This is a genomic window from Enterobacter sp. 301B (genome assembly GCF_003850715.1).
In the GTDB taxonomy this organism is placed as follows: domain Bacteria; phylum Pseudomonadota; class Gammaproteobacteria; order Enterobacterales; family Enterobacteriaceae; genus Enterobacter; species Enterobacter intestinihominis.
Genome location: NZ_PQTC01000010.1, coordinates 119,107 through 132,586, shown reverse-complemented (window position 1 = coordinate 132,586; position 13,480 = coordinate 119,107). Strand labels below are relative to the sequence as shown.

14 protein-coding genes and 1 other RNA gene are annotated in these 13,480 nt (G+C 56.7%); 5 read left to right on the top strand and 10 right to left on the bottom strand.

Annotated elements, in window-relative coordinates; genetic code table 11:
- Positions 1-26 precede the first annotated feature (26 nt).
- The gene (locus C3451_RS13245) at positions 27-494 is read left to right on the top strand and encodes a YlaC family protein (protein ID WP_045622293.1); all 468 of its coding nucleotides are present in this window, start codon (positions 27-29) and stop codon (positions 492-494) included.
- Here C3451_RS13245 and C3451_RS13240 read toward each other — a convergent pair.
- Positions 466-1,926, bottom strand: coding sequence for a PLP-dependent aminotransferase family protein (locus C3451_RS13240; protein WP_023299463.1), 1,461 nt, complete (start codon positions 1,924-1,926; stop codon positions 466-468). The genes C3451_RS13245 and C3451_RS13240 overlap by 29 nt on opposite strands.
- A 102-nt stretch (positions 1,927-2,028) precedes the next feature.
- Here C3451_RS13240 and C3451_RS13235 point away from each other — a divergent pair, with 102 nt between their 5' ends.
- Positions 2,029-2,739: a GNAT family protein gene (locus C3451_RS13235; RefSeq protein ID WP_045622295.1), complete on the top strand. Its 711-nt coding sequence runs from the start codon at positions 2,029-2,031 to the stop codon at positions 2,737-2,739.
- Here the strand turns inward: C3451_RS13235 and ykgO are convergent.
- Entirely contained in the window at positions 2,736-2,876 is a 141-nt protein-coding gene (gene ykgO / locus C3451_RS13230) for a type B 50S ribosomal protein L36 (protein WP_003859006.1), read from the bottom strand. The genes C3451_RS13235 and ykgO overlap by 4 nt on opposite strands.
- 2 nt (positions 2,877-2,878) lie before the next feature.
- A complete protein-coding gene (locus C3451_RS13225; RefSeq protein WP_124304323.1) occupies positions 2,879-3,139 on the bottom strand; it encodes a type B 50S ribosomal protein L31 in 261 nt (86 codons plus the stop codon).
- 215 nt (positions 3,140-3,354) lie between these two features.
- Here C3451_RS13225 and C3451_RS13220 point away from each other — a divergent pair, with 215 nt between their 5' ends.
- A complete protein-coding gene (locus C3451_RS13220; RefSeq protein ID WP_045622297.1) occupies positions 3,355-4,914 on the top strand; it encodes an EAL domain-containing protein in 1,560 nt (519 codons plus the stop codon).
- Positions 4,915-4,965: 51 nt separating this feature from the next.
- On the opposite strand, the gene C3451_RS13215 is transcribed toward C3451_RS13220, so the two are convergent.
- The 3 genes from C3451_RS13215 to C3451_RS13205 form a co-directional block, all read right to left on the bottom strand.
- Positions 4,966-8,055 (bottom strand): beta-galactosidase, encoded by a 3,090-nt coding sequence (locus tag C3451_RS13215; RefSeq protein WP_045622299.1) that lies wholly within the window; start codon positions 8,053-8,055, stop codon positions 4,966-4,968.
- 103 nt (positions 8,056-8,158) lie between these two features.
- Positions 8,159-9,229 (bottom strand): LacI family DNA-binding transcriptional regulator, encoded by a 1,071-nt coding sequence (locus C3451_RS13210; protein ID WP_045622300.1) that lies wholly within the window; start codon positions 9,227-9,229, stop codon positions 8,159-8,161.
- 75 nt (positions 9,230-9,304) lie between these two features.
- Positions 9,305-9,916 (bottom strand): membrane protein, encoded by a 612-nt coding sequence (locus tag C3451_RS13205; protein WP_022647263.1) that lies wholly within the window; start codon positions 9,914-9,916, stop codon positions 9,305-9,307.
- Positions 9,917-10,000: 84 nt separating this feature from the next.
- Here C3451_RS13205 and C3451_RS13200 point away from each other — a divergent pair, with 84 nt between their 5' ends.
- Positions 10,001-11,422 carry a PLP-dependent aminotransferase family protein gene (locus C3451_RS13200; RefSeq protein WP_045622302.1) on the top strand — a complete coding sequence of 474 codons (1,422 nt, stop codon included), beginning with the start codon at positions 10,001-10,003 and terminating at the stop codon, positions 11,420-11,422.
- Positions 11,423-11,492: 70 nt separating this feature from the next.
- Here the strand turns inward: C3451_RS13200 and C3451_RS13195 are convergent, their stop codons facing one another.
- The 3 genes from C3451_RS13195 to ffs all read right to left on the bottom strand — a co-directional run bounded on the left by C3451_RS13195 (position 11,493) and on the right by ffs (position 12,300).
- Positions 11,493-11,708: a hypothetical protein gene (locus C3451_RS13195; RefSeq protein WP_006809861.1), complete on the bottom strand. Its 216-nt coding sequence runs from the start codon at positions 11,706-11,708 to the stop codon at positions 11,493-11,495.
- The gene (locus C3451_RS13190) at positions 11,705-11,956 is read right to left on the bottom strand and encodes a hypothetical protein (RefSeq protein ID WP_022647261.1); all 252 of its coding nucleotides are present in this window, start codon (positions 11,954-11,956) and stop codon (positions 11,705-11,707) included. The genes C3451_RS13195 and C3451_RS13190 overlap by 4 nt, the downstream gene beginning before the upstream one ends.
- Before the next feature lie 247 nt (positions 11,957-12,203).
- Positions 12,204-12,300: signal recognition particle sRNA small type (gene ffs, locus C3451_RS13185), an RNA gene on the bottom strand.
- Between the two features lie 170 nt (positions 12,301-12,470).
- On the opposite strand from ffs, the gene C3451_RS13180 reads away from it, so the two are divergent.
- Positions 12,471-12,782, top strand: coding sequence for an MGMT family protein (locus tag C3451_RS13180; RefSeq protein ID WP_022647260.1), 312 nt, complete (start codon positions 12,471-12,473; stop codon positions 12,780-12,782).
- Positions 12,783-12,819: 37 nt separating this feature from the next.
- On the opposite strand, the gene C3451_RS13175 is transcribed toward C3451_RS13180, so the two are convergent.
- Entirely contained in the window at positions 12,820-13,347 is a 528-nt protein-coding gene (locus C3451_RS13175) for a YbaY family lipoprotein (RefSeq protein ID WP_022647259.1), read from the bottom strand.
- Between the last annotated feature and the right edge of the window lie 133 nt (positions 13,348-13,480).

Below are 13,480 nucleotides of genomic sequence, written 5' to 3'. Positions count from 1 at the left end.
ATTTTTAACAATCATAAAGGCAAAAAATGACAGAGATACAGCGCCTGCTTACCGCCACCATCGACGAGCTCAATACCCGCGAAAAGCGCGACAATCGTCCGCGCTTTAGCATCAGCTTTATTCGCAAACATCCCGGATTGTTCGTCGCCATGTACGCCGCCTGGCTGGCAACGCTTATCGTCATGCTGAAGTCTGAAACGCTGGTCGATTCCGTCTGGCTGCTGGTTGTGCTGTTCGTGGTGTTTAACGCGTTTTTCTTTTTCGACGTCAATCCGCGTTACCGGTATGAAGATATCGACGTACTCGATTTCCGCGTCTGCTACAACGGGGAGTGGTACAACACGCGTTACGTGCCGAAGGAGCTGATCGACAGCATCCTGCACTCGCCGGCTGTCGAAGCCGGGCAAAAAGAGAAGTTGCAGAAAATGGTCCTCACCAAGGGCCAGCTCTCTTTTTATGATGTCTTTACCCTTTCCCGCCCCGCTGCTGTGTAATGAGCGCCTGAAGACGTCGAATACCCGGCGCAAACTGCGAAGCAGAGGTATTGCCGTAACCTAAAACCAGACCGGTTTGCCCCTGCGTCGTCTCAAGGTAGTACCCGCTCAGTGCAGCGGGTGCCAGCTGAAACGCTCTTGCCTGCTCCACCAGCCGCTGGTCGTCGATACCGTCAATCGCCAGCGCCAGGTGCATCCCTCCTTCTCCGGCAAGAACACGGTGCGGCGTATGAAGCTCTGCACTTAGCACCTCCCGCAGCTGGCGGTATCGCTTACGATAAAGTCGGCGCATGGCGGCAAGATGTCGCGCATAGTGGCCTTCCTCAATAAATAGCGCCAGGGTGCGCTGTTCAGCGCGATGCCCGCCGCGCAGCAGCGAGCCGATGGCCGGACGCGCTGCCTTCGCCAGCGCTGGCGGTAATACCATGAACCCCATTCTGAGCGACGGAAACAGCGTTTTGCTGAACGTCCCCAGATACACAACGGGCGCATTGTTGACCATTCCCAGCATCGCCGGTACGGGCTCACCGGCATAACGGAATTCGCTGTCGTAATCGTCCTCAATGATCCACGCGCTGTGCTGCCGGGCCAGTTCCAGCAGCGCCAGACGCCGCCGCGCGCTGAGCACGCTTCCGTAAGGGAACTGATGCGATGGCGAGGTAAAAATCAGCGTGGGTGAAGGCGCACACAGCCCTTCCCAGCACATCCCCTCGTCATCAACCGGTATGCCGCTCATCGCCAGGCCGGTTTTGACGAAAGCGCTTTTAGCGCCGCTATAGCCGGGATTTTCAACCCAGGCGACATCCCCCGGCTCGCTTAACAGCATCGTGCACAGATTGACGCCCTCCAGTGCCCCTTCGGTTATCACAATCTGGCTGGCATCGCAGTCAATGCCGCGGGAGAGCGCAAGATGGCGGGCAATGGCGGCCCGTAGCGTCGGCTCGCCGGCCGGGTCACCATACCCTAACAGGGCGCTCCCCTCCTCGCGCAGGACGCGATCGTATAACCGCCGCCACAGCGGCAAGGGGAAATAGTTGATGGCAGGCGTTCCTGGCGTAAATGCCATCACCGGAGTGTCGCGCGGCACAGGCGCGGGCAGCAGGGCAACACGTTTTGTCAGCCTGACGTCCGGGTCCGGTAATGTCCGGGCAATCGTACGATGAGCGAATTGCCCCACCCGCGTACCCTGGCGGCTACGCAGCAAATAACCTTCGAGCGTGAGTTGGTCCAGCGCCGCATTAACAGTGTTTCGGGACACCGAGATCTGCTGCGCCAGCGTTCGCGAGCCGGGCAAATGACTGCCGGACCGAAGCCTTCCGCACAGTATGGCCTCCCGCAAAGCAAGGTAGAGCGCGCGCTGGAGCGTTTCTTCCCCACGTTTTTTCAGCGCAGCATGGAGCAGGGTGTATAGCTCATCACCCGGTATATTCATCTTTACCTCCTCGTGGTACCAGCAAAACATAGCCTGGTGGTTCTTTTTAAGGAACCAGTAATTCACTAATCTGGAGATCTTTTCAACATCGTGGAAATAAAGATGAGTGTATTCAATGAGTTTGGACAACCTGTAGGGGAAAGCCTTGCCGACTGGCAGCCTCGCCCTCACCCGTCCCGGGTGGTACTTCAGGGTCGCTATTGTCGGCTTGAGCCGCTGCGCGTGGAGCATGCCCACGCGTTGTTCTCTGCGTATTCCCTGGCCGGAGATACCCGAAGCTGGACGTGGCTGCTGCGTGAACCCGATGCCACCGCAGAGGAGTTTGCCGAATGGGTGGCGAGCGTGAGCAAATTATCCGATCCCATCCACTTTAGCGTTATCGATAACCAGACCCAATCTCCTGTCGGGACGCTGTCCCTTATGCGGATCGATCCTAAAAACGGCGTTGTAGAAGTGGGACATGTTCACTTCTCGTCAATGTTAAGCCGCACGCCCATGTCGACAGAAGCGCAGTATCTGCTGATGCGGTACGTGTTCGATACCCTGGGCTACCGACGTTATGAATGGAAGTGCAACAGCCTGAACGAACCCTCTCGCAAAGCGGCCCTGCGTCTTGGGTTTCAGTTTGAAGGGCGTTTTCGCCAGGCGCTGGTCATTAAAGGCCGAAACCGGGACACCGACTGGTTTTCAATTCTCGACAAAGAGTGGTCAGCGCTGGCGAGCGCGTTTGAAAGCTGGCTTGCCACCGACAATTTTACCGTCGATGGCAAACAGAAAAGATCCCTGGAAAGCTGGCGAGAAATGCGCGTCTAGCGTCTTTTTTTACGCCCCTGCACCGCCTTAAAGCGCGGGTTAGATTTGCAAATCACGTATAAGCGTCCCTTGCGTTTGACTATCTGGCAATCCGGGTGACGCTGTTTTGCACTGCGCAATGAGTTAAGCACCTGCATGATTAGCCTCGCTTCGCATCAAGAAAGCCACCAAAACGCTTGCGGAAGCGTGCCGCGCTGCCATCCGTCGAGAAGGTCTTCTGCTTCCCGGTATAAAACGGATGTGATTTAGAGGAGACATCAAGAGTAACGTAGGGATACGTTTTCCCCTCAAGCTCAAATTCACGGTCTGTCTTAATCGTTGAGCCAACTTTAAAATATTCATTAGCCGTGGTGTCGTGAAACACAACGGTGCGATAGGTTGGATGGATATTCGGTTTCATCTCTGGCCTTCATGTATTGTTATAACATAACAAAATACTATCTGAGCTTTGCTGCAAAAACAACCCCTGTGACGCACAGCCTGTTTTTGAAAGGTTTTTTCAAATACTGCCAGAGACTGTTACATGCTATAACTATATCATTTAGCGATAAAAAATTTTTCATCTGGCGCGCAAACTCCATGCCCTGGTCGGGCATATGGAAAGGATACAGCAGCATGCGAACCCGACATCTGGTCAGCCTGGTGACAGGCGTACTGATCTTCTCTGTGCTGGTCCCTGTGTGCCTCAGTATCTGGCTGGCGCATCGTCAGGCAGAGGCGAAATTTGTGGATGCACTGGACAGATATGCCTCGCGCGTCCTGATCCGTACCGACAGAGTCGTTGCGCAGGCAAAACAGGCGCTCACGCACCTACAGTTGTTCAACGCCCCGCCCTGCACTCCTCCGCACTTACGCGAAATGCGTCGTGTCGCGTTCTCATGGCGCTATATTCAGGAAGTGATGTATATCGATAACCAGAAGCCGCTCTGCTCCTCTCTGGAACAATCCAGTAATACGGCGATCTTACCGCCCCCGATGCGGATCACCGCAGACGGATATAGCGCGTGGCTCACCTCGCAAAACGACCTCGGCATTCACCGTTATATGGCCGTTCTGGGGAAAGGACATTATCTGGTAATGGTCGATCCGGCGTCGCTTGTGGATGTTGTCCCGTTCGGTGACATTTCGATGGATGCCGCCCTGGTGGGAAGCGAAACCCATCGGATATTTGCCAGAAGCAATATTCTCGACCCGTATATTCTTTCTGTCGTTAAGGAGCAGCAGGACGTTAAGCGCGTGCAATACAACGGCTCGATGTACGTGTTGAAACCGGTGCCAGAACTGGGGCTTACGGTTATTGCCTGGGCATCGTTAAAACCGCTCGCGGCATCCTGGCATCAGCAGCTGATCATCTGGCTACCGGCAGGCATACTGATAAGCCTGGTTGCAGCCCTTATTGTGCTTCGCATCCTCCGCCGTTTGCTTTCCCCGCGTAACCGGCTGATCGACGCGATCAACAACCGGGAGATCGAGGTTTACTATCAGCCCATTGTGGCGCTATGCAGTGGAAAACTGGTGGGTGCAGAAGCGCTGATGCGCTGGCCGCAGCCAGATGGCAGTGACCTGTCGCCTAATCTCTTTGTTCCCCTGGCGGAGCAGACGGGGCTTATTTCAACGCTGACACAGCTGGTGGTGAATAAGGTGTTTGAGGATTTAGGTGCCTGGCTGCATCATCACCCGGAACTGCACATTTCTGTCAACCTTGCACCATCCGATTTAACGTCCCCCGAGCTGCCTCGCCTGCTGAGTCAATTGCTCAACAAATGGGGCGTCCACCCGCGCCAGATCGCCCTTGAATTGACCGAGCGCGGCTTTGCCGATCCTGCCGTCAGCGCCCCTGCCATCGCTGCGTTTCGGCGCTCCGGGCATGCCATCTACATTGATGATTTTGGTACGGGTTACTCCAGCCTGAGCTATTTGCAGGATCTTGATGTCGATACCCTGAAGATTGATAAATCCTTTGTGGACGCGCTGGAGTATAAGAACGTGACTCCCCACATCATCGAAATGGCCAAATCGCTTAAGCTGGCGATGGTCGCAGAAGGCATTGAAACTGAAGGGCAGCTCGAATGGTTGCATCGCCACGGCGTGCAGTACGGACAGGGCTGGTATTTCAGCAAGGCGCTGCCTAAAGAAGATTTCATTCGCTGGGCCGAGCACAACCTCAGGAAATAAACCCATTGCGCGGTGTTACGTGCGGCCACGGCAGTGGCCGCACGTATCGGCTCAGCCGTTCTGCTGCCAGCAAAACGTGTAGCGCAGCCGACGGTTTTGCAGAATGAAGGCGGGAGCTACGCTCGGGCTCCATGAGTCGTCCCCCCCCACGCCCATGTGGAAGGCATCAAGATTCAACCAGCAGCCAGCCTCTTCCCGCAGCAAGTGCTGATGCGTTGTCGTATGCAGTTGCTGCTGGCTGTAACGGCTCAGGGAGAAATGGAACTGTCCCTGGAAGTGATGTGAGCCAAACGTCAGCTCACGGGTGTCGCAGCGTAAACCGTTCTCCGTCGGGAAGATATACGGCGTCTGCATGGCGTCCAGCGGTAACGCCCAGCGCCCCTGCTGCGCCGCCAGTTTTCTGTCCGGATAATTCTCCAGCGGGCCCAGCCCCAGCCAGCGCACCGTTTGCGGGATATCCGCCAGCATAACGCTCAGGCCCACGCGAGCGGGTTCAGGAATGTCAGACGCCACCGTCACCTGCACATCACCGTGCAGTAACCCGTGGTCATCAATCCGCCAGACCTTGTAGCTGATAAACAGCGCTTTACCCTGATGCTCCCAGACGTGCTGCGTGGTCACCACCACCTCACGGGCATGCTGTTCCGCTTCACACTGGATAAGGCGCGAGGATATCTCATACATCCCTGCCGCTTTCCAGCGTTCCACCCACGCGTTCGGATCGATGCGGGTCGCCTCGCTGACGCCAATGTCATTATCCAGCGGCGCCCGGGTAAAGTTATCCGTTAGCGGGGAACGGAGCGTTTCAGCGCCCGCGTTCCACCACTGGGTCAGGTTGCCGGTGAGACGGCTAAACTGCCAGCGCTGCTGCTGATGAGTGATGTCCAGCACCTCTTCCTGCACCGTTAACTGTGGTGGGGTTCCGTCTGCTTTCGGTGGCGTAAGGTACAGCGGAGCCGGGAGCGGCCACTGATCCCAGGCACAACGGTGGCCGGACGGCGACCACGGCGTGGCCTGCGGCTGAACGATCTCCACGTTGAGCCAGACCTCGCCCGGTTCAGCGCCGAATTCAGTCTGCGGGATCTCAACGCGCTGTGTTCCCTGGGGCGCAACAGAAAGGGTTATTTCGCCGGAAGCCAACACCGCACCGTCACGCGCCACCGACCATCGCAGACTCTCGTTGTCAGTATGACGGAACAGATAATCGCTCTGGATATCAACGAGCAGCGGAGCGGTGCTCACCAGCGTAAAGGTAAAGAACTGCTGGGCACGCTGTGCCTCGTAAAGGGCGGGATGCGGGGTGCGATCGGGAAACACCAGCCCGTTGAGGCAGAACTGACGATCGTTGGGCTTATCGCCAAAATCGCCGCCGTAGGCCCAGAATGCCGTGCCGTCTTCCGCTTTTTTCGTCAGCGCCTGATCGACCCAGTCCCAGACAAAGCCGCCCTGCAACCGGGGATGGCTGCGGAATGCCTGCCAGTAGCTGGCAAAGCCGCCAAAGCTGTTACCCATCGCGTGGGCATACTCGCACAGGATCAGCGGACGGGTTTCGTCCGGCATACCAATCCACTTTTTAATCGACCACTTTGGCACCGCCGGGAACGGCTGATCCTGATCGACGCGGGCATACATCGGGCAAATAATATCAGTTGCCGCCGTACTGGCCCCCCCGCCTTCGTACTGCACCGGCCGCGTGGGATCGGTGGTTTTCAGCCAGCGGTACAGCGCATCGTGATTCGCCCCATGCCCGGACTCATTCCCCAGGGACCAGATGATGATGGACGGATGATTCCGGTCCCGCTGCACCATACGCGTTACACGTTCGCTCATGGCAGGCAGCCAGCGCGGATCGTCCGCCAGGCGGCTCATCGGCACCATGCCATGGGTTTCAATATTCGCCTCATCGACCACGTACAGGCCGTAGCGATCGCAAAGCGTGTACCACAGAGGGTGATTCGGATAATGCGAGCAGCGCACGGCATTGAAGTTATGCTGCTTCATCAGTTCGATGTCGCGGCGCATGGTCGCCTCATCCATCACCTGCCCCTTCTCAGGATGATGTTCATGACGGTTCACGCCGCGGATCAGCAGCGGTTTGCCGTTAAGCTTCAGCAGGCCGTTGCTGATTTCGACGCGTCTGAAACCGACATCGCAAGCTTCAGTCTCCAGCATGTTGCCCTGCACATCCCGAAGCGACATGGTCAAACGATAGCGTTCCGGTGTTTCAGCGCTCCACAGCGCGGGATTGTTCACGGGTATCGCCACCGTGAGCCGCTCCGCCCAACTGCCGCGTTCGTCCACGATGGCCGATCCGGGCTGTTGCGTGATTTGCGCGCAGGCTTCGCCGTTACGCCACAGGGTAAACGCCACCTCGCATTCGGCATAGCGTAAGCCTTCCAGCGCAACGTCAACCCGGAGCAGCGCCCGATCGCATTCGGCATTCAGATCGGTCACGATCTGATAATCGGCAATCTGCGTTTCCGGCTTGTGCAGCAGCGAGACGTCACGGAAAATGCCGCTCATCCGCCACATGTCCTGATCTTCCAGGTAGCTTCCGTCGCACCAGCGTAACACCATCACCGCCAGGCGGTTCTGCCCCGGTCGCAGCACCGCGCTGAGGTCGAACTCCGCAGGCAGACGGCTGTCCTGGGAATAGCCTATCCACTGGCCGTTACACCACAGATGAAAAGCTGAATTCACCCCATCAAAGATAATGCGGGTTTGTCCGCTGAGCAGCCAGGCATCATCCATCTCAAATGTGAGCGAGTAACAACCGGTTGGGTTTTCAGCCGGTACATAGGGCGGGTTCACATTTATCGGATAGGTGACGTTGGTGTAGATGGGGGTATCAAATCCCTCCATCTGCCAGTTCGACGGCACGGGCATCTCAACGGCATCAGACAGATCGTCCGTTATCCATGCCTCGGGCACCTGCTCTGGTGCCGGGAAAAAGCTGAATCGCCAGATGCCGTTAAGCAGACGCTCGCTCAGCGAAGGCTTATCCTCCCGGGCGAGGGTTTCATCGCGCCAGCTATGAAAAGGCGCGTGTGCGGCCAGACGATTCCACTGCGTCACGCCCGGGTTTTCCCAGTCACGACGAGCCAGAATTGCGCTGAGGGTCAGCGGCAATGTAGAAGACATATCAACCTCTTTACGAAGCGCTCACAATTTTAGTCAACATGCCCTGGTAAACGGTGGCGGTAAAGACTTTGATCGTCACCAGGCGAGCACGATCACAAAAGTGCTAGCTGCGCGCCAGTTTCTCCGCCAGCAGCGCCAGCGTTCTTAGCTGTTGCGCCAGATCTTCACGATCGGCCTGTTGTACGGCGCGCGGCGCGGTGGAATGACGAACGATCAACGTAACAGGAAGTTGTTGTTGCCAGGGTTCGGCGTGACGGGCAGTTGCCAGGAGCCACTCCACGCTGCGTTCACCGGCCTCGCGGAACGCCTGCCGAACGGTGGTCAGCGGAGGGGAAAACCACGCGCTGTCAGCCGTATCATCAAACCCGACAACCGAGATCTGCCCCGGTACCGCAACGCCTTTTTCCGCACAGGCGCGTAAAACGCCAAGCGCCATCTGATCGTTCGCCACAAGGATCGCCTCCGGCAGCTGTGCGCCCGCCAGGAGCTGATGCCCTTTCTCGTAGCCTGAAGCCGCGCTCCAGTCGCCCTGCGCCACCGCAAACGCTTCCACGCCAGCCTGAGCCAGCGTAGTTTTCCATCCCGCCAGGCGAGCCCGGGCAGAGACAGAACTTTCCGGCCCGGCGAGCAGCGCAATTCGCCGGTGCCCCAGCGAAAGCAGATGCTCCGCCCCCAGGCCAGCGCCCTGTTCAGCATTGAAAACGAGGCTGTTAACCCGAGCTGTGGGGGAAACATCAAGAAAAAGAACCGGGGTCGGCGAGGCCATTTCCTGAAGCATTTCTGCCTGAGCATCTTCCAGCGGAACGTTCACCAGCAGCGCCTCCACGCGCTGCGCCAGTAACTCCTGCAAAGCAGCCTGACACTGCGCGGGCTGCTCCACCATAGAGATGAGCACGCCAGCCCCCTGCTCCACTGCCCGGGATTTTACAGCTGAGGCGATTTGCGACGGCGCATGCAGCGCCAGATCGCTGGTCATCAGCCCCAGCGTGCGAGTGCGTTTCCCGGCCAGCTGCTGCGCGCCACGGTTAGGTACATAGTGTAGCGCCGCCATGGCCTGTCGGACCTTTTCCCGCGTACGGGCAGAAACGTGTTCCGCGTCGTTAATCACCCGGGAAACGGTCTGATAAGAAACGCCCGCTACGCGGGCAACGTCATAAAGAGTGATCGCTTTCATAGATTCTGGCGTAGTAAAAGGTAGTCACTATTCTGACACAGTTACGCCATTATAGCCTGTGAGCGCTTCGCAAAATTAAGCAATCCGCTCCGGCTGCGCGGCTTTCTGCATGCGCGGTCTCTGGCGAAACCACGGCAAACAAAGCTGGATCAGCGGGCCGATGGTTAACGCATATAGCACGGTTCCGACGCCAAACGCTCCCCCGAGGAGATAGCCGACGATCAACACGGTCACCTCGATTGCGGTACGCACGCTGCGGATCGACCAGCCCAGCCGGGCGTGTATGCCGGTCATCAGACCGTCGCGCGGGCCTGCGCCAAAACCCGCGCCGATATACATTCCGGTGGCAAGGGCGTTAACCACAATGCCGGAAACCAGCAGGGTGATGCGCACGGGCAGCGAGGTGAGCTCCGGGATCAATGCCATTGACGCATCTGCCGCCAGGCCAATACAAATCACGTTACTGACCGTACCCAGCCCCGGAAGCTGACGCAGCGGGATCCATAGCAGCAGCACCGCAGCCCCGGTTAAAATCATCACCGTGCCGATGCTCATTCCGGCCTGGATGGCGACGCCAAGGTGAAAAACATTCCAGGGATCAACACCCAGATCCGAACGAATAAACATCGCGGTTGAAAGTCCGTAAAGGGCTAAACCGACATAAAGTTGTACCAGACGACGCACCATTTTCTCTTCTCCGAAGAACCAGCTTCCATCTTCGCTGAAAATGGCACTATGATTAATGTCCAGTTTTCAAATAGTGGACTGCACATGTCATCACGTCGTTTTGGAAGCCAGTCTCTGGTTCGCCTGTTAGGGCACTGGCAACAAACCTCTTCCCGCACCCCGCGGTGGCGCCAGCTGGCTGACGCGTTACGCCTGTTAATTCTGGATGGCAGGCTGGCGCTAAACACGCGCCTGCCCGGAGAGCGGGAACTGGCCGCCGCACTGGACGTCAGCCGCACCACCATCAGCAGCGCGCTGGCGCATCTGCGTGAAGAGGGTTTTCTGGAGAGCCGTCACGGCAGCGGTTCCCGGGCGATCCTGCCAGACAGCCGGGCCGTGCCCACGCTTTCCACTGCCAGCGCGGCGCTGGATCTCTCAACCGCCGCGCTCAACGCGGGGCCAGAGATCCATCAGGCCTACACCCACGCGCTGACGACCATTACGCCGAATCTGGCGCTGACCGGCTACGATCAGCTTGGGCTTCCAGCGCTGCGTGAAGCTATCGCCGCCCGCTATACCGCACGCGGTCTGCCCACCCGGGCAGACGAAGTGATGGTGGTGAACGGTGCCGTCAGCGGCTTCGCCCTAATCTTAAGAATGATGACCGGGCCCGGGGATCGCGTGGTGGTGGATCATCCCACCTACCCGCTGGCGATAGCCGCGATTCAGGGGGCGCAATGTCGGCCCGTGGGCGTCTCGCTGCCAGAAACGGGCTGGGATACCGATGGTTTTGCCGCAACGCTTGCCCAGACAGCCCCGCGTCTGGCCTATCTAATGCCGGATTTTCATAATCCGACCGGGCGCTGCATGGATGCCGCGACGCGTCAGAGCATAACCGACATCGCCGCGCAAACCCGCACCACGCTGGTGGTGGATGAAACCATGGTCGATCTCTGGTTCGATGCTCCCCCGCCGCCGCCGCTGGCCGCCTTTAACCCGGAGGCCGCGGTGATTACGCTGGGTTCCGCAGGCAAAAGCTTCTGGGGTGGGCTTCGTCTCGGCTGGATCCGCGCCTCGTCCCGCACTATCGCCACGCTCGCACAGACGCGCGACACGCTGGATCTGGGCTCTCCGGTGCTGGAACAGCTGGCCACGCTGTGGCTTATCGAAAACAGTGAAACCTTCCTGCCTGCCCGGCGGGAAATGCTGGCAGAACGGCGTGACCGCTGCGGCCAGATGTTACGGGAGCATTTCCCCGAATGGCGGTTTCAGGAAGCGGAGGGAGGACTTTCATACTGGATTGAACTACCCGGCATGCTGGCGACTCAACTGGCGGCACGTGCAGAAACGACAGGCATCATTATGGGCACCGGCACGCGCTTTGGGCTTTCAGGCGCGTTTGACCGCTACCTGCGTATGCCCTTCTCACTCAATTCGCCAGAACTTGAAGAGGCATTACTGCGTATCAAACCGCTGTGGCTTGCCTTAAATAAAAGTACACCGCCAGTAAAACGGAGCCTGGTGTAAATTATTCGCCAGAAACAATAAAAACAGCTGACTGTAACGCATGCAGTCAGCTGTTTTCATGAAGAACAACTTAATGTTGAGGAGGAATCGGGAAGCCTTTCAGCGAAATAATGAAATTTTCACCTTCTTTCTTTATTTTCGCACCGGTATCACACCAGTCAGACGCAATTCGAAAGAACTCATCACTTCCTACATTCCAGCCAAGACGAACATGTTTCACATAGCCCGAACGTAACAGATTGCAGGCCTCGTTGTAATCGCTGGCAGTCGATAGTTGTTGTTTCATTTTCTCTTCTTCAGAAGTTTACGTAGTGCTTTGATTTCTTTAGGAGTAAATGGATTTACGCTCTCTTCTTCCGTATGCTGATTATCAACATCCTCTTCCGATACTCCCGCCTCTTCTACTGCTTCAAATGCCAGCAGCAGCAGTTTCTCTGTGGTCACGCTTAAATTCTCATTATTGTCTTCCGCATAGTGGCGGAGTCTTTCTTTTAGCGCTTCATCAATTTTAACGTTTAAAACCGCAGTTACCATGATTGTCACATCCTTTCGGAACACGTGTTTAATTTAATACACGAAGATAAGTTTGTTATCCAGATATATATTTTTTTGCTTATGACAACAAAAAGACGCCCGATAATAAAATGACAGTCTATTATTACAGGTTTATGACATTATTATTTCAGTTCAATGAAGGAGATATTGCACGAACAAAATAGGCACATAATTGAGAAGGTTTATATAGGGGGAAACTTCAGAGAAGAACACAAATGGGTGGGGGCCCTGCCAGCTACATCCCGGCACCCACGTCGTCTGCCCTGGCTGCTTCCTTCCGGACCTGACCTGGTGAACAGAGTAGCGTTGCGGGAGAACCAACAGAGCCCCCATTGAGAGCGTTGATAACCAACGCGCTGGCGCATTATCCCTGTGGAGCACCTCAATTGCAAGCCGCTGGCAACTGGATGCTGGATTATTGCGCAAACTGACCCGACAATCTTCTTTATCTTCGTATAACATTACCCTTCGCTGAATTCCCGCTGGAGAAACAATGGACGAACACGACTCTTTCCCACAGCGAGTGTGGCAAATCGTGGCCTCGATTCCGGAAGGCTGTGTTACGACCTATGGGGAAGTCGCCCGACTGGCGGGCTCTCCGCGCGCAGCGCGTCAGGTTGGCGGCGTGCTAAGAAGGCTTCCGGAGGGAAGTACGTTACCATGGCACCGGGTCGTTAATCGCCATGGTGCCATTTCCCTCACCGGGCCAGACTTGCAGCGCCAGCGTCAGGCATTACTCTCAGAAGGGGTACAGGTGTCCGGGACGGGACAGATAGATATGCAGAAGTATCGCTGGGAATACTGACGCCCTCTCCCGTCAAGATGAAGAGGGCGAAAGAAAGTTACAACTGTGTTGGCGGTGTAGGCAAGGTCGGCTGATTGGTCTGCGTTGCCACAGGCACTTCAGTCTGCTGCACCGGGACCAGGGTCAGGTCGATTTTGGTGCCCCCTTTGTTGACCGCTTCCTGCACGGTATCGGTGATAAAGACCAGCTTATCGTTGATCGTTACCGCCGCGCTCAGGAGGATACGCGCGTTAGGCTGAACGTCAGACGGGTTGTACGGCAGCACGAAGCTGAACGGCGCCTGTTTACCCTCTGTACGAACTGCACGCTGTGCAAGGACTTTAGACGGTGCATCCGCCAGAGACGCATCGGATAACGTGACCGTTAAAACCGCGTCCGGCGGCAGAGCGACTTTCTGTTTGATCCAGATGGTACCGGACACGTTAGGCTGTCGAATAGCTTGCTGTGAAAGGGTGTTAATCCCGTTTGGGGTCGCCGTTGGTACCGCTACATCGGCACTCTTATCCGCACAGGCGGACAACGCCACCGCCATTGCAACACCGCTTAACATAGGCACGAGTTTCATTGAAGTCTCCTTATCATCAATGCACCGGCGGGATCGATCCCATCCGATGTCGTTTTATTCACATAACGTAAACAAGTGTGGCACAAATCACGGATTTATGCCTAATTTTGCCCAGGTATTAAGATAATTCTAC